Origin of the sequence: Paenibacillus sp. JNUCC-31 (assembly GCF_014844075.1) — a bacterium.
Taxonomy (GTDB): domain Bacteria; phylum Bacillota; class Bacilli; order Paenibacillales; family Paenibacillaceae; genus Paenibacillus.
Genome location: NZ_CP062165.1, coordinates 280,074 through 305,314, shown reverse-complemented (window position 1 = coordinate 305,314; position 25,241 = coordinate 280,074). Strand labels below are relative to the sequence as shown.

Sequence of the window (25,241 nt, the reverse complement as noted above, 5' to 3'; positions counted from 1 at the left end):
CTTGATAGATTCAGGGCAAACGAGGAGGCACAGTTAATACGTAGATCATCCCTGAACGTCAAAGGAGGGCTAAGAGAATGTCTAAGGAAAAAAAGCTTATTGTAGAAATGCTCTTTAATAACTGGGGAGCGACAGCGGATCGACTGACCAAGCGCTGGATAGAATACAGAATAGATCTATTCATGAAATATGCATTCAAGAGCCTGCTCCTTCAATCTTCTCAGGATTTTACCTGCTACGTGCTATATGATCCGAAGTCTGAGAAACTTATACACGAGACACTAAAAAAATATCCTCCCCTGCCTTCAAATATCTGTTTTGTCACACCTAAGGATTACCAATCTTATGTAACCCAAGATATGGAAGAGTGCGAGTGTTTGTACCGCGTCTATCTGTCCAGTGACGATATGTATCACAAAGATTTTATAAAAAAGCTGCATGCCTATAAACCCCAAAAAGACACGGTAGCCCTGGTACCACAATACGGTTACATCTACGACTCGGTACAAAAGCGACTGGGTAAATTTTTTTTCTGGCTTCCCAGCTACGGTGTAACGCTTGTCAATGTGAATGAGTATTTGAAAGGACAAGCGCCACGTTATACCTGGCGCGATGCATTTAAGGTTCCCCGAGAATTCATTAATATCAAGGAACCAATCTGGATCAATCATATCCATGGACAGAATACAGGAACAACTTTTGACAATGTACTGACCTGGAAAATAGAAAATATTCATGATGCTTGTACGTTGGAGCCTTGGAATAACAGTAAACAACCTAGAGCTGTTTTCGGTCCTGAAATCACAAATCCAGATGAGATCGAACAGATACTGAATAACTTTTTCTAACTGTGAGCTTCGATCCCCACATTCAGACCAAGTGTTTCAGTATACGACTCAAAGCTATGCCAAGAAAATGGGTGACGGGAAGCATTCCCGAGGCGGAGCGTTTCCAAGACAAACTCGGCGACCTTCACCGATTGAATTCCGGGAAGAAGTCGTCGCTTAATAGAACTTTCTCTTTTTATATTGTCTATTTGACGGGGCTATGACCAAAGCAGCTCCTCTTTTTTATGGAGACATTTATAATCGCTGGAAACTCGCCGACAATTGGCGTTTTTTTATTTTAAGGGAACACTTCCGCGGAATGACTGGCAGCCGGAGGAGCCACGAAGAACCGTCAGGAAACGGTTAGTTTTGGGAGACACACTCTGAAATTTCAGTCTTTAGTAGGAGGTGAACAATGGTGAAATCCGTATAATTAAGAATTGAAAGGAGAGTCATATCTTACTCAAAATGGACATCTTTATAGACAAATTGGAGGTTGAAAAGATTGAATAGGCACGAAAACAGCACCAATGCACCAAGCCTGTTTCGCAATCGCTTCCTACAGACGATTTTATTATCAAGCGTACTCTTGCAGGTTGGTATCTGGGTACGTAATTTCGCTATTCTCCTGTACGTTGCGGATAGAACAAACAATGATCCATACGCCATTTCGTTAATCAGTGTAGCAGAATTCGCGCCAATTTTTGTTTTTTCGTTCATTGGAGGTACATTTGCCGACCGCTGGCGGCCGAAGCGAACGATGATCTGGTGCGATTTATTATCCGCGGTATCGGTATTCGTAGTACTTTTGACCATACATTACGGTTCTTGGCACTCCGTCTACCTTGTCGCATTCATCTCGGCTATTCTTTCGCAGTTCTCTCAACCTTCAAGCATGCGATTGTTTAAGTATCATGTGCCCGAAGAACAGCTACAGCAAGGGATGGCTTTATTCCAATCGCTGATGGCCATCTTCATGGTGCTTGGTCCCATGTTCGGAACCTTCGTTTACAGCACGTTTGGCCTTGAAATTTCGATCGCTGTCATGGGCGTGGTTTTTCTGCTCTCCGCACTCGTTCTTATTCGTCTGCCAGAGGATAATATGCGAGCTCAAACTGTCGCTGTAAAAGGGCAGTTCCGTAAAGAATTTATTGAAGGTTTCCGCTATGTTTGGCAAAGCCAAGTTCTGCGGATGCTCGGACTTGCGTTTATTCTCGCGGGACTCGCTGTTGGCGTAGCCCAAGCGCTCAACCTGTTTATCGTAACGGAGCGTCTGGGCAGGAGTGAGGAGTTCCTGCAATATCTGCTGATGGTAAATGGTGCAGCTATGCTGATTGGTGGCGGGATCGTAGCCGTCTTCGCCAAGCGGGTTCCGCCCCAGATTCTTCTCGCGATAGGTATGATCGCAGGCGCAGTCTGCACAGCCATTGTAGGGTATTCGACAAGCGTTCCGCTCACCCTGACCGTTCAATTTTTGAATGGACTTGTTTTCCCTTGCATTCATATTGGGATCAGCACCATGATTCTGAAATGGTCAGAGGCTTCGATTGTCGGCCGGGTGAATGGGGTTCTGAATCCGATGTTCGTTGGCATGATGGTCGTTTCCATGTCTTTCGCTGGCGCGTTAAAGGATTCCTTTTCACTGGGTACGATCTATGGCGGTGCAGGATTATTATTTCTTCTCGGCGCACTGGTCATGGTTCCGATCATGAACCAAAAAGTGCCAGATAACGCACATATTGCACAAGAGACATAATTTCACGATATCTATAAAATTTAATGAAGAAGAGCCGGCCATGAGAATGTGACGGTTCTTCTTCATTCCCTGGGGTTAACCTTAGGCTATCTGATTCTTCGAAGAAAGCGTGGAAATCGGTTACTGAGGTCGCTCAGAGACATGCATGTTGAATTTTTGTGCGTTAAAAACGGGTTCAACATGTGAAAAGACCGGAGCGTATGGAATATCTTCACCTTAGCGAACGGATTCTTTTCGTTTGCAGCCAATGTGCAAGCGTAGCGAGGATCAGCGCATGACAACCAGTCGGAGAATTTCGAGGGCTGAAGGCGAAATGCTGGTAAACTTTTATGAGCCTACCGGGAGAACAGATGAGTTGCTTCCTACAAAATGAAAAAAGTGACAATTATGTCATTCTGAATAGGATTTTGTTATGTGAATCGATGGGAATAGGTAGATGTCCCCCTTATACTGGGAAATGTTAAACCAGTTTATTTCCGAAAAGGGGACATCCACTGATGACAGATGTAATTAAAGCAATAATACTTGGCATAATAGAGGGCTTAACTGAATTTTTACCGGTATCGTCTACTGGACATCTTATTTTAGCAGGCAATTTGCTTAGCTTTGATGGAGACGCTGCGATAACTTTTAAAATTGTTATACAGCTGGGTGCAGTGATGGCGGTTCTAATTCTTTATTGGAAAAGGTATTTGCAGATTGGGGCTAATCTGATTAGAATGGATTTTTCCCAGAGTAAAGGATTAAATGTAATTCATATGATCTTGGCTATGTTGCCAGCATTAATTGTATATCTTCTCTTCAAGGATACAATAAAAAGCCAATTATTCGGCCCAACCCCTGTCTTGATCGGTCTAGTTGCGGGTGGTTTATTGATGATTATCGCAGCACGGAGTAGAAGAACCGAAACCGCAGATACGATGGATGGGATTAATTATAAACAAGCTCTTGGGATTGGCCTGTTCCAATGTTTGGCCTTGTGGCCGGGATTTTCGAGATCAGGTTCGACGATTTCAGGTGGTCTTTTGCTTGGGACTAGCCAAAAAGCGGCCGCAGACTTTACGTTCCTCATTTCCGTGCCTGTTATGTTTGGTGCAAGCTTGTTGGATTTGTACGATAGTCGCTATTTACTGAATACTGACGATATCATTCTAATGTTGATTGGCTTTACGACGTCCTTTCTTGTGGCGATGATTGCAGTAGTGACGTTCATTAAATTAATTAAGCGACTCCGATTGGAATGGTTTGCACTATACCGTTTTGTCTTAGCAGCTCTGTTCTATTTAATCGTCATGCATTAAATGATTTTTGGGGATTATTAAAGAAATATACCCGCTATCATTAGGCTAACGGAAGTGGATCCAACTAAACAATAAGAAACGAATACAAAGATAAATAAAGAGCTGCCGAATGATCAAGCAGCTCTTTTCTTTTTTGTGAAATAACTTGAATAATTTGAAAATGAAGTATCTAAGAACGGAAAAGCCTATGATAAAGTGTCGAAAGGAACCTTCTATTTTGACGCAAGCGGCGTAGTAAAGTGATCAATACAGCATTCGCACTGTGGATGGAATTTGAGAATTGTTGATGGAATTTTTACGATTAAAGTCTTTTACGCGACAAAAACATCATTCTATGCAAAGCCGCTTCATTAGCGGCTTTTTTATTTGCAAAGTTCCTGATGGCTGATTTTAAGGACCGAGTTCTTGTCCCAAGCCGAGGTCGAAAACATGGTGTCATTCCATTTAAATGGTGATCTAAATATGCACCGGCTCGTATGCTTCAATTCCACCGTTTTACGCGTCCTCCATTACCGCAAGGTCGAATTACAAACTTGTAAGGTAGATGTAAGCCAAATCGATAGCTTAGGCCAGCCTGGCAGAATAAGATTGGAACATACGGAAATAGAAATGTTTTTAAAAGGAGAATCGAGATGAGGCTGTTTGAACTGTTGCTTTTTTTATCAAACATCGGCTTGTTTACATTAACAGTCCTATTAAAAAAAGGAAGGCGTAGAATTCCGGTATTCGTTGCAAGCGGGATCGCCACACTGTTACTGGTCATTCATTGGACGGTGGAAGGATACAGAGTTCAGCTATTTTTCCCATATTGCATAACGATCATTTTTTTAGCCATTTCAGGTTATAGCTATTTTAAAAAAAACGGTCCAAAAAAAATCCCGCGATTCATGTTGGGTTCAGCGTATACCGCTATAGCGATAATGCTGGTCGTAACAGCGGGTCTCATGTATGCTTTTCCTGTATTTAAACTACCTGAACCGACAGGAGAATTTAAGGTAGGAACACAAACTTTTCATTTCGTGGATACAAATAGGGAAGAGATGTTCGACGAAGCCAGAGATGGTAAGAGAGAATTGATGGTTCAGGTATGGTATCCGGCTCAAGCTGGCACCGGTAAGTACGCTCCCTTTATCCCCGATACTCAGATTTTACGTTATATGGCCGCGGACTATGGCCTTCCCGGGTTTACTTTTCAACACCTGAAGTACGTATCCAGTCATGCTTATTCTGGGGCCGAAGTCTCTTCGGCACAGACTTCATACCCGCTGATCCTTGCGAATCCCGGCAACGGATCTTCCAGGTTCCTCCACACGTCGCAAGCCGAAAATCTCGCGAGTCACGGATATATCGTGGCAGTGATCGACCACACCTACAATACATTTGCAACCAAATTTCCGGACGGTCGAATCACAACCAGCACAACCAACGACTTATTCTCGCCTGAGCAGGATTACCGGACGGGTAGAAAAATTCGCGACAAGTTGGGAAAAGTTTTAACCGACGATGTAACTTTTGCGCTGGATCAATTCGAGCTCATCCAATCGGGGCAGATTCCAAGTCATCTAAAAGGCAGGATGGATCTCGGCCATGTCGGGGTGTTCGGTCATTCCATCGGCGGAGCGACGGCCTATGACGCTTCTTACGATCCGCGAATCGCGGTTGGAATAGACCTGGATGGAGGGCTTTATCGTCTGCGTGACAGAGAGGGTCTGCGAAAGCCGTTTTTGTTCATCAACTCGGAAAGCTATTTCGAAAAATTAAAAATGGTGGTGGATAACCGGGTCTACACGGATGCAGAGATTAACCGTATGGGCTCAACAAGAGAGTGGGAGGATCAAGTAACGGAAGATAAAAAGTTGGAGCTTGAACGGATGCGCGAAACGGTCGAAGAGGGGGGACAAGTTCTCTATATCGAAAATACCGAGCATTTGAATTTTGCCGATGTGCAGTTCATTTCTCCGATGTTCAACATGTTGGGCATTACAGGAAAGATCGCACCCGAAAGAGCGAACTCCGTTATCAATGCCTATATGCTGGATTTCTTCGATATGTATCTGAAAAATCAAGGCGGAATCTTAATGAAAGGACCGGATAGCCGTTTTCCGGAAGCAAAGTTCGTAACCTCGCTATTATAAATTACGGAACAGGCTGCCGGTTCCAGCCCACTGCTTTCATTCGTGCAAACATGTATACCGGTTTTAAGAGTAATGAATCGAGAGCATGTTCCAATAGAACAAAAACAAGTCATAGAGCAGGCATAAAATAGCCGTCATCGCAGAGAAGCATGCTCGTAACTGCTGCTTCCCGGTATAGGATTTCCGAAAACGGAATGTCCGGACACCCAAGATAACAGCTCCAGCGAGCGCAAGTAAGGGGAGAGAGGAGAATCCCCAGGCATACCAAGTTGGATAACCACGAGCGAAAACTTCCGAATTTCCATACAGGAATTGTCCGATCAAATAGACGGTTTGCAGGGATGCAATCCAGGCCACTGGTCCGGGAAAGGGCTGCTTCTTTCTCTTGATGAAACGCAGCAAATATTGCAGGATGCCGATTATGCACACAAGAATCCAGAACAGGCCTACAACAACATAAGTAGCAAAGAAGGTGGCAGGATGGAACCACCATGGCGGTTTTTCAAGGATGGTTACACCTTGTGTAAAAGTTAACTTCCAGAATCCGTTCTCTTGGTGAAACGAAAGGGTGTCCTCGCGGACTTGATCCTGAAACAAGCCTTCGCTTACGGGGATATAGACTCTGCTCTCGGTTTCTCCACTTCCTCCTGGAAAGACCCCCTTAACGACCAGAGCATCTCCCGAACTCTTGACCTGATAATCCTTTGCTCCAAGCCATCGAAACCATTTTCCCCATCCATGTTGAGGTCCAAGATTCATTGTATACATTCGTTCATATTGCTGTAAATTGTCGGCAGGAGCATCGCTGTGTCGTACATCATGATCATCGCCATCCGAAAGTAAACCAGTGATGGCTGCCGTTACCTTATCATGGACGGAGATGCCCTCTGGAGTTGCATTGCTGATCACAAGGATCCCGCTCTTCCGGGAAGGAATCAATTCCATCTTTGCTGAGAAGCCATCAATATCGCCCGTATGCCACAGTGTCAGCAGGCCGCTCTTCGTCCGGGTGCGATAAAATCCGTAGCCCAAACCCTCCAGATCCGGATGCTCCGAGAAATGTCGTGAATGCATGGCTTCAACCGAGTTGGGGTTGAGAATACGATTATCCTGATAACGGCCTTCGTTCAGATGAGCAATCATATAATGCGCCCATTCCGAAGGGACTACGCTTATGCCTCCCGCGCCTGGTATATTGACATAGGAGTAGGGAACTTGCTTGTACTCCCCATTCAGATACGTGTAAGAACGGGCCATGTCGACTGACTCCGTCGCATTGAGGGCAGCGCTTGGCATATCCAGAGGCTCAAACACATGGCGGGACAGATAATCATCCAGCGATCTGCCGCTTACCTTTTCCAGGACATAGGCTGCAAGTCCGAATCCGGCATTACTGTATGCATATTCCTTGCCAGGCGTGCGGACAGGTGGCTGCTCACGGATGTATCGTTTCAGGAATTCTCCTAAAGGAACAGTCTTGGATGGTGAAGCGGCGGCGATACCGTATAAAGCTTCATCCAGCCCGGCGGTATGGGTCAGCAGATGCTGCAAGGTAACGGGATGCTGTTGATACAAAGGGATCTGGAATGAAGAGAGGTAGGAGTTTACATCCTCTTCCATCGACAATTTCCCTTGTTCTTCTAACTGCATAATTGCCGTTGCTGTCAAGCTCTTAGTCAGTGAGCCGACTGGCATGATGGTTCGTTCCGGATCTATTGGGATTTTTCGATCGATGTCCGCATAGCCGTACCCTTTTTTGAAAATAATCTTGTCCCCCATTGTTACAACAACGGCTACACCAGGGATATGATCCTTCGTCATCGCCTCGTTTACAATAGAATCCAGGGTTTGTTCCAGTTGGGCTGACAGGAGCGATTCATCGGCAGCCACCACACTGGTGAATTCCCCCATTGCATTCAAGATAAGAAAGATCAGAGTGAATAATGCGCACCTAAGCTTCAATCCATACACCTCCTAATAGTGATGTGCATTACTATTGATTTACAATAACGCAGCTAACTTACATCAATCTGTCCCTATTCTTAAATTAGTCTTAACTGGAAACCCAAACGCAGATTGGCGTGTTACACTGGAGACATATATATGATGTTGAACTGGAGGGCCGGTTTGTGTTAAGAACAGTGTTGCTAGTTGATGACAACCGCGAGATTATAGAACTGCTGGGGGAATTTCTTGCAAAGGAAGGCATACGGATCGTGAAAGCCTATGACGGCGCGGAGGCGTGGGCATGCATGCGGCGGGAAAAAATCGACCTTGCCGTGCTGGATATTATGATGCCGGAGCTGGATGGAATGCAGTTATTACAATTGTTGCGTACGGAGTATAAGCTGCCAGTCATTATATTGTCAGCCAAAAATCAGGACGAAGACAAAATTAGGGGATTGCAATTGGGCGCAGATGATTTTATATCCAAACCCTTCAATCCATTGGAGGCAGTAGCAAGGATTCAGGCGATGCTGCGCCGAAGCTATGATTTTAATGAGACATCCAAAACTGAGCTTGACCAGCCTAAAGATACGGTTTTTGGGGAGCTGACCCTGAGCCACCTTGATTACATACTGCGAAAGAACGGAGTCGAGATTCCCCTGACCGCGATTGAATACAAACTGCTCGCCACGTTAATGCAATCTCCCGGACGTGTTTTTACCAAAAAACAGCTGTTTGAGCAAGTGTGGTCGGATTATTATTACGAGGATGCCAATACGGTCATGGTTCATATATCCAGACTGAGAGATAAAATCGAGGAGTCTCCCAAGCAGCCCTTCTATATTCAAACGATCCGTGGACTTGGATACAAGTTCGCCAAGAAGGGGGATATCCGGTGAGCAGAAACAAGTTATTTTATGCTTTGTTCAAGTCCTATGTATTTTTTGCTGCTTCGTTTGGTGTAGTCGCGCTGACCTTCCTCGTTCTGGTAATGGATATGAATAGCCGGACCATTGAAATAAACGTACTGCAGTTACTTCTGTTCCTGGTGCTCCTTGGCACATGCAGTCTTTTGTATGCCCTATGGACAGCCAAACGGTTTACCGGACCGTTGGAGCAGATTGCATCTGCCATACAGCGGATGGAGGAGGGTGAATATAGTGAGCGTCTAAACATTACTGCTAGCTATGAGTTTTCTGTCATTCAGCAACGCTTTAATGATATGGCAGAATCGCTTGAGCAATCGGAAGCGGAGAATCGAAGACTCCAGGATGGCAAGCGGCGAATGCTCGCCGATCTTTCTCATGATCTGAAGACGCCGATCACCACGATTCTGGGGTATGCCAAGGCACTGGAGGTAGGAATATTCGAACATGAGAAAAAAAAGGAGCGGTGCCTGCAGCTGATCTTTAACAAAGCGACACATGTAACAGAGCTGATCGATCAGATTTTCAATCTATCCAAGCTGGATCGGCCAGATTATTCTCTTGTAACGGAACGAGTGGATATTGCCGAATTGTTGAGGGAAATCGCTGCTGATTATTATGAGCCATTCGAAGAGAAACATTTCCAGATGGAGGTGGACATTCCTGCAGAGGAAATCATGACGGAGTGTGATACGAGTCTGATGCGCAGGGCAATAATTAATCTGTTGTCTAATGCTCTGCAGCATAACCCTCCAGGTACGCAAGTTACCATTCAGCTTAAGAAATCGGAGCAGCGGCTCTCTCTAGTAATTGCGGATAATGGTGTGGGTATCCCTGATGAATTAAAGAAAATCGTGTTTGATCCCTTTGTCCGAGGGGACGTCACTCGGCGAGAGGATGGGGGCTCTGGTCTAGGCTTGGCCATTGCCAAGCAAATTGCGGAGCTGCACGGCGGTGACCTCCATCTGTATAACGCCCAAAACGGGACTAAATTTGAGTTGGTTCTTGGAAGTTCCAGTGCTCCAAACAAAGAATAGTTCTAAAGAAAGCGGGGATTTGAAGCGGATCGTAACTTTGTTTACTCCGACCTCCTTTGGTACATAGGACTTTCGACTGAACTACCAGTAAACACTACCACAACAGATGAGTATACTATAGATTCTAATTAAAGTTGAAAATATACTATAATCGTTCTTAAATACAATCAATGGATAGTTATTAATATCATTGATTGTATTTATTTTTTACTTTTTTCTTGGAGAGGAATGATGAGAATGGAAATAATACGCAACGTTGGACAGCTTTTTATGAAGGTGCTCATCCAATAACAGGATTTCTGCTTTTCTGCTAATCGCCTTATTTCCAAGCTTGACATCAATTACAAAGTCATCGCTCAGCATCTGGCGGTACTGTGAAATAATCTCCTTCTCTGGCAAGTCTCCCAATGATTTCGTTTCGGCCGGAATGACCTTAATTCCAGCTTGCTCTACCAGACGGATATTCTGCTTAATGTCTGCAGCGAGCTTGCTAAGAATTCTTTCACTTCTTGCTGTCTCCGGATCCACCATCCCGTCATCCGTATAGAAATGTTTATTGACTGCAGCGAGCGCAGCATGTGAAACATGGAAGGCATGCATGTCTACTAGTATTTCATACTTCAAATCTGCAGTTTCAAGCAATCCGGCAAGTTCTTTGACTCTTTCAGACTCCTGTCCGTTTATTTCACCAAAATACGTTTTGGAACCAAACTGCGCATGCAGCACATCTCCTTTGAGATCACCCCCTGCCCCAGGGAATGCCGGAAGCAAGCGGTCACCCACGATTTCAAGCCAGGGCTCATACCCGACAGTATTGATCAAGGTCACTATGGTTGTACTCTGATTTTGCCTGATCTCAGACAGGGTAGCCTCTGCCTGATCATAACGTACAGGAACAAAGATGAAATCATAGATGTCATTGTCAGCAAGCTTGCTGATCGTCTTGACGGGGAGCTGTCTTATCGTACCATTGTCATAATACCTAAGCCCATTTCTTTGAAGCACTTCCAGCCGTTTTCCCCGGGCAAGCATGGTTACGTCCATCCCCGACTGTACAAATCTGAGCGCATATAAACTGCCGATCACACCGGCCCCAACTATCAAAATTCTGCGTGGGTTTATGTTCAACCTGAATCCTTCCTTCCTGCAAATAAGTGATAAGTTGTCTAAGCGACAGCTGTTGGTTACAATAATAGAACGCTGTTCTTCTGAGTACAACCACCAGATGTGGTGAAAAGCTGCTTAAACAACAGATTAGAAACTTTGATGGTTTTGGAGGGAGAATCATATGGTAAATCAGGAAGACCCAAGGGTTAAGCGCACACGGCAGTTAATTAGGGACTCCTTTAGAGATTTGCTGCAGAAAAAAGGATTTGATACCATGACCATAAAAGATATCGCCCAAAAGGCTACGATTAACCGTGCCACCTTTTATGCTCATTATGAGGATAAATATGCGCTGCTAGAAGAAATCACAGAACATTTTTTTCTCGGGATGATTCCCGAAGAAGTGATAAATGCGGATGAGTTTACAGATGAAATATGTGAACAGCTGATCCTGCTTACGCATCAGTACATCGTAGATTTTTATCGAAATTGCAGAATGGATTCCAAATCGATTGCTTCGCTCGTGGATGAGAAGATCAAGAGGATGCTGCAGCAAATCATAGAAGACATATTCTTAAAAGGGGAGAAGCACCTGCTACCAGATGCCCAGCATACAAAGATGATTTCGGCGATGACAGGATCAGCGATATATGGCGCCGCACATTCTTGGCTAAATGTTGGGGGGAATAATCAAACCGGTGGTCTTACAGACCTTGTCCTTCCCTTTGTAATGAACGGTCTGAAGGGGTATCGCAATTACGGTGAGTGGATTGGGAAAATATGAAAGGAGTTGAATGAGAAAGATGGCAGCATCATTTTCACATAGGCCCGAAGGATACGAATGTCCATTTTGTCATATTTGGGGTATTGAGCAACCTAATCAGGGAACAAAACAAAGGGATATCGTCTATCAGAATGAAAAGGTAACGGCATTTATAGCGAGCAAATGGTGGCCAAACAATAAAGGACATGTTCTTGTTGTTCCTAATCAACATTTCGAGAACATCTTTGAACTCCCTGCGGATTACGCTGTTGAAATTCACCGCGCGGCTCAGCTTACAGCATTTGCAATGAAAAGTACATATGGTTGTGATGGAATTTCTACGAGACAACATAATGAGCCAGCAGGCAATCAAGACGTGTGGCACTATCATCTCCATGTTTACCCTAGATATGTGAATGATCAACTTTATCTGTCAAAGGGTTCTCCGTCCGATCCTGATGAACGTTCTTTCTATGCTGATATGTTGCGTTCTTGGATAAAGGAAAACATTTAAGGTAGAAGAGAATGAAGCGATGATGCGGTTTAATGAAGAGTTGGCCAAAGCAGGGGTGTTAGTGGAAGCAGACGGACTTCATCCAAGTTCTGGAGCCATCCGGATTTCTTACCCGGAACCTGGAGGAAAACCTAATCATGCCTGGCGTATGGGCTAATCTTATGTCTGTTGCCCATACGCTTCCATACGATGCTAGATTGATGCAAGGTTATATGTCTGGCAGTGCTTTACCCTCTCATCTGGGAAAAGGGATTTCTCAACCATCTCTCGTTTTGGAAGGGGTCGAAAGTCCATCTCCACTACGCAGTGGGGCACAGGCTCTTGCAAGTCTACTCCCAAATGCAGAGTTACGAAGCAAGAAAGGACTCGGGCATCCAAAAAAACTAAATGCCAATACCGATCATAAGAGTGGATTTTTTAAGATTTGATGTCCATTCCAGAAATTGTAGATAAGAAGTTGGACTATTGGAGGGCAATTTTCGCTTTTGGCGATTTATCAATGTTCCATTTTTTTATATAAAGGAGGGAGAGTCCTGAATATTGTCCGAAGGCTACCGATTAATGGGAATGGTCAGATAGGGTTACAACGTGGGCGGATGTGGTGACGGTACTGCTGAGAATATTGAATCTAAGGGAGTTGAATCGATTATGAAAGCTTTAATTATTTCGGATATTCACAGCAACGTCAAAGCGCTGGAATCGATCCGTAAGGCAGAACCCGATTGTGACGTAATTTATTGCGCGGGAGATCTTGTAGACTACGGGCCTTTCCCGCGGGAAGTTATCGAATGGGTGCATAAGAACGATGCAATTTGCGTTCGCGGCAACCATGACGACACTATTATCGACCTGTACCGAAACGGCAATAGCGGTCATGATGTGGCGGAGGATGAGATCAAGTGGGCACATTACAACGCAAGGCTGCTCGGCGAAGCGGAAATTTCCTTCCTCGAAAGCATACCTGTCTACCGCATATTCGAGATGGACGGCTATAGCTATACAATGCAGCATCTGTACGAAAACTATCTGACGATTGATAGCTTGCCCAAGTACGATGCTTTCTGGGCGGAACGCAACGGCAGGACAATTGGGGCCGTCGAAGGTCGCCGTATTATTTTCGGACATACACATCGCAGATGCATTCATTATTTGAGTGACAACAGTTTATGGCTAAATCCCGGAAGCGTGTCTTACCGTCGGCGCGACGATCCGTCGAAAGAAGCGCACTATTTCACGATTACCGATGGCAAAATAGCGATGAAAAGTCTTGTCTATGACCGCACGCCTTTGCTAGAAGCGGCACAAAAGTTGCTGTTGAAAGAAGAAGAAATGAAGGTTGCATACTTCTTTTTTGGGTAAGCGGGCGGGAGAGCGGGCAACAACAATGGGGACGTATCCACGATTTTGATGTCGGGATACGTCCTTTCTCATTTTATTGTACACCGGCAGGTTGCAATTCACAGCTTGCAATGCGATAAATCCCACTCATTTTTCGCCTCAGTTTACATTTTTATGATTGCTTCATTTTTTACACTATGGCATGGGAAACGTATCTTTCATAATAGAGGTTGTGAAGTTACGGATCATATCCGCCTATTCTATAGGAAGCAGGGTGGGAAAATGACTACTATTTATTGGGTAGCGAGTAGCGACGAGTTGGCGGCAGCCATTGGCCGGGCAGAACCTGGTTCTTCGATCTTGTTGGCAGACGGCGTTTACGACCGGAATGAAGACTATATTATTGAAGGCAAAGTGGGATCGGACACCGAAATATTAAGCATACGCGCTATAAATAAAGGAAAAGCGACGATAGCTGGAGAATCAAGTATACGCATCTTGAACTCTGCTTATATAGAGGTATGGGGGCTGCATTTCCAGGTCAGGCAGCGCGAATCTATCATTCTGGATGGTTCGCGGCATGTGAGGATTGCGCGGAATAGATTTGAGCCGCGACAGGTTGGGGCGGAGTATAGCCTGCTGTCTGTGATGGGAAGCGGCAGCGGCTGGAACCGGATCGAACGTAACGAGTTCGGGCCAAAGGCCGACCTCGGACCGCTCGTTATTTTTGATGGCGACGGTGGACAAATCTCACAGCATGATGTCATTGAATATAATTATTTTCATCATATTGGCCCGCGTGTCGTGAATGGGCTTGAAGCGATCCGGCTCGGCCTGTCCGGCATCTCTCTGTCGAACGGCTATATTACAATTCAACACAACCTATTTGAAAATTGCGACGGAGAGCCCGAGATTATTTCGGTAAAAAGCTGCTATAATACAGTTCGGCACAACACATTCCTTAACTCAGCCGGCCAAGTGACAGCCCGTCACGGACATGGTAATCGCTTTCATAATAATGTGTTTATCGGCGATGGCGTGAAGGAAGAAATGGGCGGATTTCGCATTTACGGCAACGACCATCACATTTTTGATAATTATATGGAAAACTTAACGTTGGATGCGCTGCTCATTGACGGCGGCAACTACGATGGCGGACCGGATGGCTATCCCGAGGCGCCGACGCAGGAGGAGCTGAGGAAACATTGGCGCGTCTATCGCGCCAGTGTAGTGAACAATACGATTGTCAATTGTCGTCACGGCATTACGCTCGGCAAGCGGGTTCCTTATGCGCCGGAGCAATGTGTAATCGCTTACAATCAAATATGCGGCAAGGAGCAGTCGGCCATTTATGAATACCGGCCGTCTCCGGCGATTTGTATTAACAATCATAAAGCGGATGTCGCGGATATTCGTTGTCCGGCTATTCTGACAAGAATTGACGTCGGTCCCGACTCCGAATAAAGCTAACATGGAGGAGAACCTATGGCCCAAACTCGAAACCGGTGGACAATCTATCTGAAGCAGCTCCGGCATAAAAATCGCAGCGTATTTCTGACCTGGATGCTTTCCTACGTCTCGGTGCTGCTCGTGCCCATTCTGATCAGCGGCGTTATATACGGCGCGACGCTGAACGTTGTAAAGGCTGAAATTAACCGTGCCAATCAATCTATTCTTCTTCAGATGGAGCAAGCTATAGATAGCCAGTTCAAAGGAATCGAGAATCTAAGCCTCGAGGTGAGCCTCAACAGACGAATCGGAGCATTTATTTCGGCCGATACCAATCTGTCTGATTCAGACCACTACGATATATACCAAATCGCTAATGATTTGCGGCTATACGAAATCGCTAACGATTTTCTTGAAGGCATTTATATTTACTACAAAAATAGCGATACGGTCATCGCCCGCAACAACCGTATAAACATCGAATCGTTATATGACCATATTCGCCTTGAAGAGCATATGCCGTTCCATTCGTTTCGAGCATATTTTGACCAATGGTACATTAAAGGCTACCACTCCGTTGTTGTGTCTGAAGAGAATGAGTGGCGGCCTACGGTCATGTATGCTCAAAATGTAAACTCAACAATCATGAACCAACCTGGAGCTGTCTTACTGTTCATGATTGACCGCAGCAAGCTGCTTGAGCAGGCTTCGGTGCCTGAGAAAGGTACGATCTTTATTCTGGATGAAGACAACCGGTTCATTGCGTCTACGGGCGAGTCGCTGTCGGAACCTGCTCTACTATACGGCGACATGCCGGAAGAATCGGGACAACTTGAGATCGAGACTGCCGGTCGCCAGCTTGTTGCATCCTACACTACCTCTTCCATTACGGGATGGAAATATGTGATGACACTGCCGACGAACGTATATCACCAGAAGATGAACGTGGTAGAGCAATTGACGATCGCCAGCATCTTGCTTTGCCTTATTGTTGGCGGTGGCGTGACGTATTGGCTCCTCAAGCGAAACTACCTACCGATCCATGCGCTGATCCAGAGCTTGTCGTTCAAGGCGGGTTTTACCTTTGATCGCGGCTCCAATGAATACTCGTTTCTGGAGCAGGCGCTGAGCAGTACCTTCCATGAGAAGGAGGAGCTTCATTACAAGCTGAATCAGCATAACAATACACTTAGATCGCACTTTTTGCAGCGACTGCTGAAGGGGCAACTCGACAGCCATATCCCGTTGTACGAATCATTCTCAGCTTATGATCTGCGTTTCCCGCTGGGCGGGTTTTCTGTTATTTTGCTGCGCATCGAGCATTTCGGCAAGTTCCATCGGAAGAATGAGGATCAGGTCCATAACAAGCGGTTGCTGCACTTTCTGATCGCCAACGTGGTCGAGGAGGTCGCGCGAAAGTCAGTGAACGCCTATGCGGTAGAGCTGGACCAAGAGTTGCTCGCCTGCATCGTCAACCATCAGCTTGCATCGCCGGCGGAGCAGCGGGGGGAGCTGATGCACATCGCTGAAGAAACGATGTCGTTCATTTCCAATCATGCCCATGTCCAGTTGACCGCCGCTATCAGCGCACAACAGAAGGGCGAATATGGCATCTTCCAGGCGTTCCAGGAAGCGATTGAGGCGATGGAATATCGTATCATTGCAGGCAGCGGGGGAATTATTCATTATGGGGACCTGAGCGGCAACGACAACCCGGGGGCTGCTCCAGGTGGTTATTTTTATCCGCTCAAGGCTGAGCAGCAGTTGATCGCTATGGTTCGCGAGGGGCAGCTCGATAAGGCGAAAGTGTTCGTCGGGGAGATCATTCAGAAAAATGTGACGACGGAGCCGTTTCCTTTTCATACAACCAAATGTCTCATGTTCGATCTAATGGCTACGCTGCAAAAAGTAATCGGCGAAATCCGCATCGCGGGCAAGCCGGATATGCCTGACGGAGTGCGCGCCATCGAACGCCTGATGCAATGCCAGACGGTAGGGGAGATGCGCAGCAAGCTTTACGATATGTTGGAGCTTCTGTGCGACTACGTTAATAATAACCGTGAATACTGCAGCAATCCGCTAATCGATAAGGTCATGAAATATGTCAACGAGTATTACCAGGACGAGAACCTGAACATTTCGATGATCGGGGAAGCGTTCTCCATGACACCGTCGTATGTTTCCAAACTATTCAAGGATCTCACCGGCGAATCCCTACTCGATTATATTAACAAGACGCGGCTGGTGCAGGCCAAATTGCTGCTAACCGACGGGGAATATACGGTCAGCGAAATATCGCTGAAGGTTGGTTACAACGATGTGAATACCTTCCACCGCATATTCAAAAAGTTTGAAGGGATAACGCCCGGGCGCTACAGGGAAGTCAAGTAGCTCTCGGGCTTTTCTTTTAAGAAAAAGTGGCAAACATTCGGTTTTGTTACCCTCATTTTTGAGAAAATGAAGTATATTTTAGGTTTTAACGATGGCTTGAGGCACCGGATTAACGTTATGTTGAAAGCGTATTCAAAGCAACTTATTCGAGACGAAAAGAACGGAGGGGCTCAAGTGGCGAAAAATCGCAACGGCAAAACTCGTAAAAGGCTGCAGCTCACACTGGGGATCGTAATGGTACTTTCATTGTTGATAACCGCATGCTCCAGTAATGGCGGCTCCGGAAACAAGGATAAGACAGAGCCGGCTCAAAGCGCGGTCGGCGATGGCGTAAGCAAAGGCAACGAGGGATCGGGTAAGACGGTGTATCCGCTGGATACGAAAGATACTTTCTCGTATTGGGCTCCAATCAACGGAAACCTGATTACATTTACAACGAATCTGGCGGAAGCGCCAATCGGGAAGGCGATTGCAGAAGCTACCGGCGTGAAAGTGAACTACATCCACCCGACCGACGGTCAAGCTGAAGAGCAGTTTAATTTGTTGTTGGCTTCCAGCAAGCTGCCTGATGTACTGGAGTATGACTGGAGTATTTATCCGGGTGGACCGGAGAAGGCGATTTCAGACGGGGTTATCATACCGCTAAACGATTTGATCGATCAATATGCGCCTAACCTGAAGAAGATGTTGGAGGCTAATCCAGAGCTGGATAAAATGGTAAAAACCGACAGTGGCCAGTATTACGTCTTCCCGATGGTGCGCAACACGGAAGGATTAGTCTTCCGCGGACCAATGCTGCGCAAAGATTGGTTGGATGAGTTGGGGCTGCAATTGCCTGTAACGATAGACGATTGGCATAAGGTTCTGACGGCGTTCAAAGAGAAAAAAGGCGCTGTAGCACCACTGACTGCGCTATACGCGAACAAGATGAATTTGCAGGACGCGTTCTTCGGGGCATACAAAACGTCGCACGGCTTCTATATTGACGACCAAGGCAAGGTGAAATACGGCCCGTTAGATCCGCAATACAAGGATGTTATGACGTTGTTCCGCCAGTGGTATTCCGAAGGGCTGATTGATAAAGACTTCCCGATCGTCGAGCGCAACACGCTGGATAAGCGGCTTCTGAACGGCGAGTCCGGCGCAACTGTCTTCCTGCTGGGCGGCGGCATGGGCAAATGGCTGGAGTCCGGCAAAGCCCAAAATCCGGCTTTTGATCTCGTAGCAGCTCCTTATCCGGTATTGAAAGCAGGCGAAAAACCGTTCACCGGACAGCTCGATTTCAAATATAACCCGAAAGCAAGTGCGGCTGTGACGACATCGGCGAAAGACCTCGAAACGATCGTAAAATGGCTGGACTTTGCATTTAGCGAGCAAGGGACTATGGTGTACAACTTCGGCGTTGAAGGCGAAAGCTACACGATGGACAACGGCGTCCCGAAATTTACCGATATGATCGTAAAAAACGATAAGTACACTTCACAGCAGATGTTGGCGCAATATACGGTTCCGAACGGTCCATTTCCGATGCATGAGCAAAAAACGACCAACACGTTCCCACAACAGGACGAGGCGGTCCAGGTTTGGTCAGAGACCGATGCGGCGAAACATGTTTTGCCCGCGTTCATTACGCCTACTGTAGATGAGAGCAAGAAGGTAGCGCGGACGATGACGGCAATCAACACGTATCTGGAAGAAATGTTTATCAAATTTGTAATGGGGAACGAGCCGCTCGACAAGTTCGACAGCTTTGTGAAGCAGCTGGAAGATATGGGGATTCGCGAGGTAATCGACATCTATCAAGGCGCCTTGGACCGCTACAACAACAGATAACTCCATGTATTGTCCCACGGTTGGCTGCAGGCTGCCGTGGGGGTAAGGGAATGGTGCAGCCATCCCCTTCCGATGATGCTGGATGTGGATAGGAGGAGTAGGAGATGGCTCAGTTGAAGCTGGGACGCAGCAAAGTAACGCATGTCGGTCGTCTGCCGCTTAATATCGCGAAAGACATAGTTAAGAACAAGTATTTGTACATGATGCTTACTCCTGTTTTGTTATATTTCATTATTTTTCATTATATCCCGATGTACGGTTCAATTATTGCGTTCAAGGATTTTAACCCCCGGCTTGGAATTGGGGGCAGCGCGTGGGTAGGATTGGAGCATTTCAAAGACTTTTTTGGCGGGATGTATTTTTGGCGGGTGTTTAAAAACACGCTGATGATTAGCTTGTACGATCTCATTTTCGGTTTTCCCGCTCCGCTTATTCTCGCCTTGTTGCTAAATGAGGTGAAAAATGCGCTGTTCAAGCGTTCGATTCAGACGATTACGTATTTGCCGCATTTTATTTCGCTTGTCATTATTTGCGGTATGATCAAGGATTTTACGAGCAGTGACGGCGTCATCAACGATATTATCGCATTTTTCGGTGGTGAGCGGGTTACGATGCTGCTGGAGCCGTCTTTTTTCAGGACAATATTCGTTTCGTCGAATATATGGCAGCATATAGGTTGGGGTACCATTATTTATTTGGCCGCGCTGTCTGCGATCGATCTTGAGCAATATGAAGCTTGCAAGATCGATGGAGGTGGACGCTGGAAGCAGATGCTTCATGTTACTCTACCCGGTCTGCTCCCCGTTTTCTTTATATTGCTCATCCTGGACATTGGCCGAATTATGAGCGTTGGCTTTGAGAAAGTTATTCTGTTGTACAATCCGACCACGTATGTGACAGCGGATGTGATTTCCTCGTATGTGTACCGGATCGGGCTTCAAGATTTTCAATTCAGTTTCAGCTCCGCTGTCGGATTGTTCAACTCCGTGATTAACTTCGCGCTTGTTATCGGCTCCAACTGGATAAGCCGGAAGTTGAACAATACGGGTTTGTGGTAGAGGAGGGTTCGCATGCGAGTAAGCTTGGGTGAACATATATTCCGGGTTTGCAATACGCTGTTTTTGTCCGCGCTCATGATTGTAACAATGTACCCCATTCTATACGTGGCATTTGCTTCTTTCAGCGAACCAGCGCTGATGATGGCGCATAAGGGCATCCTTTGGAAGCCGCTGGGCTTCTCACTTGAAACATATTGGGCGGTATTCAGTAATCCGATGATCCTGCTCGGCTACCGAAACACGTTATTTATTGTCATTGTAGGCGTGGCTCTTAATTTGCTGCTTACTTCCTTTGCCGCATACGCCTTGTCCAGAAAAACGTTGCAATATCGCAAGCAGCTTACGTTGTTTATCGTGTTTACCATGTTTTTCAGCGGTGGATTAATTCCGTTCTACTTGCTGGTCAGAGGGCTCGGTATTACAGACACACTGTGGGCGCTGATTCTGCCTACCGCAATAAGCGCATTTAACCTCATTATTATGCGAACATCGTTCGAGGCAGTGCCGGATGCGCTGGAAGAGTCGGCCAAGATCGACGGCGCCAACGACTTTGGCATTCTGTTCCGCATCTTCCTGCCGCTATGCAAGCCCGTGCTTGCAGTGGTAGGCCTGTATTACGGAGTAAGCCACTGGAACTCCTGGTTTAACGCGATGATCTTCCTACAGGATCGGTCGCTGTATCCGTTGCAGTTGATCCTGCGAGAAATTTTGATTATTGGCGAGGCAAACTCCATGGCGGAAGGAGCTTCCCAGGATGAGATCATCATATTGGGCGAGACATTGAAATACGCCACGATTATGGTAGCGACCCTTCCGATTTTTCTGGTCTATCCGTTTTTGCAAAAATATTTCGTGAAAGGCGCCTTGATCGGTGCCATTAAAGGTTAGGAAAAGGGGCCGAATTCAGAGATGAGCAATGAAAATGTGACACTTAAACCATCCGAGCTGATGACTTGGTGGGATAAAGTGAAGATTAAAGTTGATCATATGATCGAAGCGGGCTGGACAGAAGCGCCGCATGTTTCGGCGGCGGGCAAATATGACCAGATCAAAGTGGATCAGTGGATTTCGGGCTTCTGGCCGGGCATTCTATGGATTCTGTACGATATGACTGGCGAGCAACGTTATCGGGAGGAGGCGGAGCCTTGGGACGAATGCATGGAGCAATGTTACTTGCGGGACAACCATTTCCATCACGATGTCGGCTTTCAGTTCCTGCCGACATCGGTTATCCGCTACAAGTTGACAGGCGACCCGGACGCTCGGCGGCGTGGGCTGTTCGCTGCCAACTATCTGGCGGGCAGGTACAACCCGGCAGGACAGTTCATTCGAGCCTGGCCCCGCAACCAGACGGGTTGGTCGATCATCGATTCGATGATGAATTTGCCGCTTCTGTTCTGGGCGAGTGAAGAAAGCGATGATCCGCGCTTCAAGCATATTGCGGTCGCCCATGCAGATATGGTGCTTCGCTCATTCATCCGAGGCGACGGATCGGTGCATCATATCGTTATCTTCGATCCGGAGACGGGCGAAGTGGAGCGTTATGATGGCGGACAGGGCTTTGCACCGCAATCGTCCTGGTCACGGGGCCAAGCTTGGGCGCTCTACGGGATGAGCTGCGCCTACCGCTATACGGGAGAAGCGCGATACTTGAATGCGGCGAAGGGGGTGGCACATTATTTCATCAGCGCGTTGGCTGATGACGATGTGCCGCATTGGGATTTCCGTGCGGCGACCGACTTGACGGACGAACCGCGCGACACCTCGGCGGCGAGCTGCGCAGCATCCGGCTTGATCGATATCGCGAAGCAGGTGGCTCCTGAGGAAGCTGCTTTATACCAGCGCGCGGCTACGCGCATTCTTCGCTCGCTGTCGAACAACTACAGTGCGCTCGACAAGCCGGAGTATGAAGGCATCCTGCTCGGCGCAACCGGTCATAAGCCAGTCAATACCAACATCAACGTTTCGCTGATTTACGGCGATTACTATTATATTGAAGCTTTGGCGAAGAGCAAAGGCTGGAGCCAGCATATTTTTTAAGCGGGGTCACAGGCCGTAATTACGAAGCCGGGAGGACAGGAAGTTCCTCCGGGCTTCCGTATTCTTGAGAGGAGGTGCCGGACGGAACGAAGGGAATGATTCTATAACCATCATTTCATAATGGAAAGGATGAAAAAGAATTATGAGAATCAAAAGTATGAAGTTCATTATTTTGATCTGTATGCTGGTTGCGTTAATGCCAGGTACGGCGAGGGCGGCTGATACGAAGTTTACAATTGGCAGCTCCGACGTGACGGCAAGCGGAGATGATGGCAACGTTCCAGCCAACACGGTGGACGGCGATTTCTTAACACGTTGGTCGGCGAATGGCGACGTGCAATGGATCCAGTACGATTTGGGTGTAAATCGCAAAGTGTCTTTCATCAAAATTGCATTTCTGAGTGGGTCAAGCCGCACTTCTACTTTTGATATATTGACGTCTACGGACGGTTCCACCTTTACGACCGTCAGCAGCGGAGTTGTGAGCAGCCTTGTGGAAGGTCTGCAAACGTTCGATTTCCCGGATGTCGATTCTACCCGCTATGTGAGGATCGTTGGGCACGGCAATTCTTCCAACCTGTGGAACAGCTATTCTGAAGTTGAACTCTACGGCACCGCGAGCGGAAATCCGCCAGGCGCAAGCAAGTTGGCGATTACCGTGCCACAACTTATGGCCAGCGGAGATGACGGCAATATCGTCGCGTATACAATCGACGGCGATCTTAACACGCGCTGGTCAGCGAGTGGCGAGGGGGAGTGGGTCCAATACGACCTTGGATCGAGCAAGCGCGTGGAATACGTGAAGATCGCCTTCGCCAACGGAGCGGAGCGAACTTTCGCTTTTGATATCCAGACTTCATATGATGGCTACAACTTCAGTACAGTGCTTCCGGGAGCAGTCAGCAGTCTGAGCAATAGCTTGCAGACATTTGATTTTGCCGATGTTGCCCCCGTCCGCTACGTTCGTATTGTTGGCCACGGCAACTCGGTGAACGCCTGGAACAGCTTGACCGAGGTCGAAATCTATGGTAGCGATTCAAGCGGTATCGGTAGCGAAGGGACGGTCATCGAAGTTAGCACTTCCACACAGTTGGCTGCCGAGCTTGCAACCGCTACGGCGGGTAAAACGATTGTGTTGGCAAACGGCACGTATTCACGTACAAGCCCGTTTGCTGTTCAGAACAAAAACGGCACTGCCAACGCGCCAATCGTTATTAAAGCGAAAAACCGCGGTCAGGCTATCATCTCGGGAGGGTCAGGCTTCCGCGTCGAGAACTCCTCGCATGTGGTGCTGGACGGATTAAAGTTTACGAACACAAGCAATGGCGCAGTGGTGTTGGAAGGCTCGCACCATGTGCGACTGACCCGTAATACGTTTGCGCTTCCAAGCTCGGGGAGCGGCCTAATGTGGCTGCAAGTGCGGGGCACGAACAGCCATCATAACCGCATCGACCGGAACGACTTCGGATTGAAGAGCGATACCGAACCGCTAATCGCTTACGAAGGACAGGACGGCTCAGGGCAAATTTCGCAATACGATATTATTGAATACAACTATTTCCATGATGTAGGCCCATGGGTAGCTAACGGCAAAGAGACCATTCGTCTCGGCTTGTCGGGTCTTACGCTCTCCCACGGCTATAATACGATCCAATACAATGTATTTCAGAATTGCGATGGAGAGCCGGAAATCATATCGGTCAAGAGCAGCAGCAATTCCGTGCGCTTCAATACGTTCCGCACGTCCAAGGGCAGCCTGACGCTGCGGCATGGCCATAACAACAGCGTATATGGAAATTTTTTCCTCGGGGATGGCGTGGAGTCGGATCAGGAAGGCATCCGGATGTTTGGCAATGACCATAAGATTTATAACAACTACTTTGAGAATTTGACTGGCGAAGCAATCTACTTGCCTAACGGCGACTTCGACGGCGGTACTGGAGGCTCCCCTCCAAGTCCGACGGTCGAAGAATTGCGTAAACAGTGGAAAGTTTACCGGGCGCTTATCGTCAACAATACAATTGTAAATAGCAAAACCGGTATCGTCATCGGCTCAGGCAAAGCGTATGCTCCGCAGGATTCCGTCGTGGCAAACAATATCGTATACAACAGCACCGGCACGCTTTATTACGAGGCGGCGACAACGAATACGCTGTTCCAAGGCAACATCGGGTTTGGCAGCACGGTAAGCAACAGATCACGCAGCTCGGAACAGATCCGAAATATCAATCCGCTGCTGACTGCGGTGAACGGCATTCAGAAACTGTCCGCGAGCAGCCCGGCAATGGATGCAGCTGTTGGGACATACGCGTTCGTGCTGGCGGATATGGACAGTCAAATGCGAACGACAGCAGATGTGGGAGCGGACGAATATTCCGGTGCGCCTCTACTGAATCGCCCGCTCGCGGCTGACGATGTGGGGCTGAATACGCCTTAGGATCAATATATGTGCAAGCATGCCGGCGGTTGGTTCGCCGGCATGACTATATCGATCTATTGATGTACGGAGCAGTCTTGTTATTTACTTCATTTGGAAGGATGGGAAACCATGTTTCACAACAATTATGGAATCGCGGAAAAAAAGAGGTGACTGTACATGCATACTAGCACAATGTTGCCGGCTCCACGTGGCGGCGGCTTCCGTATGGAAGGTTATTGGGTTTGGTGCGGTTCCGTCGTGCAGGGTGAGGACGGCAAATTCCATATGTTTGCCTCGCGCTGGCCGAAGACACTGCCGATGCATCCCGGCTGGATGACAGCTTCAGAGGTTGTCAGGGCAGAGTCGGATACCCCCGAAGGACCGTACCGATTCTGCGAGG

The 25,241-nt window shown here is 47.2% G+C and carries 19 protein-coding genes and 1 pseudogene; 18 read left to right on the top strand and 2 right to left on the bottom strand.

Features of this window, described 5'->3' with window-relative positions:
* Nucleotides 1–77: 77 nt before the first annotated feature.
* The 4 genes from JNUCC31_RS01175 (at nt 78) to JNUCC31_RS01160 (ending at nt 6,019) form a co-directional block, all read left to right on the top strand.
* A complete protein-coding gene (locus JNUCC31_RS01175; RefSeq protein ID WP_192267796.1) occupies nt 78–848 on the top strand; it encodes a hypothetical protein in 771 nt (256 codons plus the stop codon).
* A gap of 484 nt (nt 849–1,332) precedes the next feature.
* A complete protein-coding gene (locus JNUCC31_RS01170) occupies nt 1,333–2,583 on the top strand; it encodes an MFS transporter (protein ID WP_192267795.1) in 1,251 nt (416 codons plus the stop codon).
* A gap of 497 nt (nt 2,584–3,080) precedes the next feature.
* A complete protein-coding gene (locus JNUCC31_RS01165; RefSeq protein WP_192267793.1) occupies nt 3,081–3,884 on the top strand; it encodes an undecaprenyl-diphosphate phosphatase in 804 nt (267 codons plus the stop codon).
* Between the two features lie 632 nt (nt 3,885–4,516).
* Nucleotides 4,517–6,019: an alpha/beta hydrolase family protein gene (locus JNUCC31_RS01160; RefSeq protein ID WP_192267791.1), complete on the top strand. Its 1,503-nt coding sequence runs from the start codon at nt 4,517–4,519 to the stop codon at nt 6,017–6,019.
* 63 nt (nt 6,020–6,082) lie between these two features.
* Here JNUCC31_RS01160 and JNUCC31_RS01155 read toward each other — a convergent pair whose 3' ends face one another.
* The gene (locus tag JNUCC31_RS01155) at nt 6,083–7,981 is read right to left on the bottom strand and encodes a serine hydrolase domain-containing protein (RefSeq protein ID WP_192267789.1); all 1,899 of its coding nucleotides are present in this window, start codon (nt 7,979–7,981) and stop codon (nt 6,083–6,085) included.
* A 167-nt stretch (nt 7,982–8,148) separates the two neighbouring features.
* Between JNUCC31_RS01155 and JNUCC31_RS01150 the strand changes: the two genes are divergently transcribed.
* Both JNUCC31_RS01150 and JNUCC31_RS01145 read left to right on the top strand, forming a co-directional pair.
* On the top strand, nt 8,149–8,865 hold the full coding sequence (locus JNUCC31_RS01150; RefSeq protein WP_192267787.1) for a response regulator transcription factor: 717 nt from the start codon (nt 8,149–8,151) through the stop codon (nt 8,863–8,865).
* Nucleotides 8,862–9,929, top strand: coding sequence for a HAMP domain-containing sensor histidine kinase (locus JNUCC31_RS01145; RefSeq protein WP_228469429.1), 1,068 nt, complete (start codon nt 8,862–8,864; stop codon nt 9,927–9,929). The genes JNUCC31_RS01150 and JNUCC31_RS01145 overlap by 4 nt, the downstream gene beginning before the upstream one ends.
* A 207-nt stretch (nt 9,930–10,136) precedes the next feature.
* Here JNUCC31_RS01145 and JNUCC31_RS01140 read toward each other — a convergent pair whose 3' ends face one another.
* A complete protein-coding gene (locus tag JNUCC31_RS01140) occupies nt 10,137–11,057 on the bottom strand; it encodes a ketopantoate reductase family protein (RefSeq protein WP_192267785.1) in 921 nt (306 codons plus the stop codon).
* 160 nt (nt 11,058–11,217) lie between these two features.
* On the opposite strand from JNUCC31_RS01140, the gene JNUCC31_RS01135 reads away from it, so the two are divergent.
* The 12 genes and pseudogenes from JNUCC31_RS01135 to JNUCC31_RS01080 all read left to right on the top strand — a co-directional run bounded on the left by JNUCC31_RS01135 (nt 11,218) and on the right by JNUCC31_RS01080 (nt 24,859).
* Nucleotides 11,218–11,820 carry a TetR/AcrR family transcriptional regulator gene (locus tag JNUCC31_RS01135; protein ID WP_192267783.1) on the top strand — a complete coding sequence of 201 codons (603 nt, stop codon included), beginning with the start codon at nt 11,218–11,220 and terminating at the stop codon, nt 11,818–11,820.
* A 19-nt stretch (nt 11,821–11,839) separates the two neighbouring features.
* On the top strand, nt 11,840–12,313 hold the full coding sequence (locus JNUCC31_RS01130; RefSeq protein ID WP_192267781.1) for an HIT family protein: 474 nt from the start codon (nt 11,840–11,842) through the stop codon (nt 12,311–12,313).
* A 13-nt stretch (nt 12,314–12,326) separates the two neighbouring features.
* Nucleotides 12,327–12,446, top strand: a pseudogene (locus JNUCC31_RS01125) (YciI family protein); the annotation flags it as partial.
* Between the two features lie 4 nt (nt 12,447–12,450).
* Entirely contained in the window at nt 12,451–12,741 is a 291-nt protein-coding gene (locus tag JNUCC31_RS01120) for a hypothetical protein (protein WP_192267779.1), read from the top strand.
* Nucleotides 12,742–12,961: 220 nt separating this feature from the next.
* Complete coding sequence (locus JNUCC31_RS01115) at nt 12,962–13,672, top strand: metallophosphoesterase family protein (RefSeq protein WP_192267777.1); 711 nt, start codon at nt 12,962–12,964, stop codon at nt 13,670–13,672.
* A gap of 261 nt (nt 13,673–13,933) precedes the next feature.
* The gene (locus tag JNUCC31_RS01110; protein ID WP_192267775.1) at nt 13,934–15,115 is read left to right on the top strand and encodes a polysaccharide lyase 6 family protein; all 1,182 of its coding nucleotides are present in this window, start codon (nt 13,934–13,936) and stop codon (nt 15,113–15,115) included.
* Nucleotides 15,116–15,136: 21 nt separating this feature from the next.
* Nucleotides 15,137–17,491 carry an AraC family transcriptional regulator gene (locus JNUCC31_RS01105; RefSeq protein WP_192267772.1) on the top strand — a complete coding sequence of 785 codons (2,355 nt, stop codon included), beginning with the start codon at nt 15,137–15,139 and terminating at the stop codon, nt 17,489–17,491.
* Between the two features lie 174 nt (nt 17,492–17,665).
* Nucleotides 17,666–19,324: a type 2 periplasmic-binding domain-containing protein gene (locus JNUCC31_RS01100; protein ID WP_228469427.1), complete on the top strand. Its 1,659-nt coding sequence runs from the start codon at nt 17,666–17,668 to the stop codon at nt 19,322–19,324.
* 104 nt (nt 19,325–19,428) lie between these two features.
* Nucleotides 19,429–20,382: an ABC transporter permease gene (locus JNUCC31_RS01095; protein ID WP_192267770.1), complete on the top strand. Its 954-nt coding sequence runs from the start codon at nt 19,429–19,431 to the stop codon at nt 20,380–20,382.
* A gap of 12 nt (nt 20,383–20,394) precedes the next feature.
* Nucleotides 20,395–21,270 (top strand): carbohydrate ABC transporter permease, encoded by an 876-nt coding sequence (locus tag JNUCC31_RS01090; RefSeq protein ID WP_192267768.1) that lies wholly within the window; start codon nt 20,395–20,397, stop codon nt 21,268–21,270.
* A 21-nt stretch (nt 21,271–21,291) separates the two neighbouring features.
* Nucleotides 21,292–22,422, top strand: a complete 1,131-nt coding sequence (locus JNUCC31_RS01085) for a glycoside hydrolase family 88 protein (RefSeq protein ID WP_192267766.1) — start codon at nt 21,292–21,294, stop codon at nt 22,420–22,422.
* Between the two features lie 142 nt (nt 22,423–22,564).
* Complete coding sequence (locus JNUCC31_RS01080; RefSeq protein WP_192267764.1) at nt 22,565–24,859, top strand: chondroitinase-B domain-containing protein; 2,295 nt, start codon at nt 22,565–22,567, stop codon at nt 24,857–24,859.
* Nucleotides 24,860–25,241 lie beyond the last annotated feature (382 nt).

Bases quoted from the DNA above. Each gene is read 5' to 3' on its own strand.
- JNUCC31_RS01105 (WP_192267772.1), top strand. From the start codon at position 15,137: ATGGCCCAAACTCGAAACCGGTGGACAATCTATCTGAAGCAGCTCCGG.
- JNUCC31_RS01090 (WP_192267768.1), top strand. From the start codon at position 20,395: ATGCGAGTAAGCTTGGGTGAACATATATTCCGGGTTTGCAATACGCTG.
- JNUCC31_RS01085 (WP_192267766.1), top strand. From the start codon at position 21,292: ATGAGCAATGAAAATGTGACACTTAAACCATCCGAGCTGATGACTTGG.
- JNUCC31_RS01165 (WP_192267793.1), top strand. From the start codon at position 3,081: ATGACAGATGTAATTAAAGCAATAATACTTGGCATAATAGAGGGCTTA.
- JNUCC31_RS01080 (WP_192267764.1), top strand. From the start codon at position 22,565: ATGAGAATCAAAAGTATGAAGTTCATTATTTTGATCTGTATGCTGGTT.
- JNUCC31_RS01130 (WP_192267781.1), top strand. From the start codon at position 11,840: ATGGCAGCATCATTTTCACATAGGCCCGAAGGATACGAATGTCCATTT.
- JNUCC31_RS01175 (WP_192267796.1), top strand. From the start codon at position 78: ATGTCTAAGGAAAAAAAGCTTATTGTAGAAATGCTCTTTAATAACTGG.
- JNUCC31_RS01135 (WP_192267783.1), top strand. From the start codon at position 11,218: ATGGTAAATCAGGAAGACCCAAGGGTTAAGCGCACACGGCAGTTAATT.
- JNUCC31_RS01095 (WP_192267770.1), top strand. From the start codon at position 19,429: ATGGCTCAGTTGAAGCTGGGACGCAGCAAAGTAACGCATGTCGGTCGT.
- JNUCC31_RS01110 (WP_192267775.1), top strand. From the start codon at position 13,934: ATGACTACTATTTATTGGGTAGCGAGTAGCGACGAGTTGGCGGCAGCC.
- JNUCC31_RS01160 (WP_192267791.1), top strand. From the start codon at position 4,517: ATGAGGCTGTTTGAACTGTTGCTTTTTTTATCAAACATCGGCTTGTTT.
- JNUCC31_RS01120 (WP_192267779.1), top strand. From the start codon at position 12,451: ATGCCTGGCGTATGGGCTAATCTTATGTCTGTTGCCCATACGCTTCCA.
- JNUCC31_RS01115 (WP_192267777.1), top strand. From the start codon at position 12,962: ATGAAAGCTTTAATTATTTCGGATATTCACAGCAACGTCAAAGCGCTG.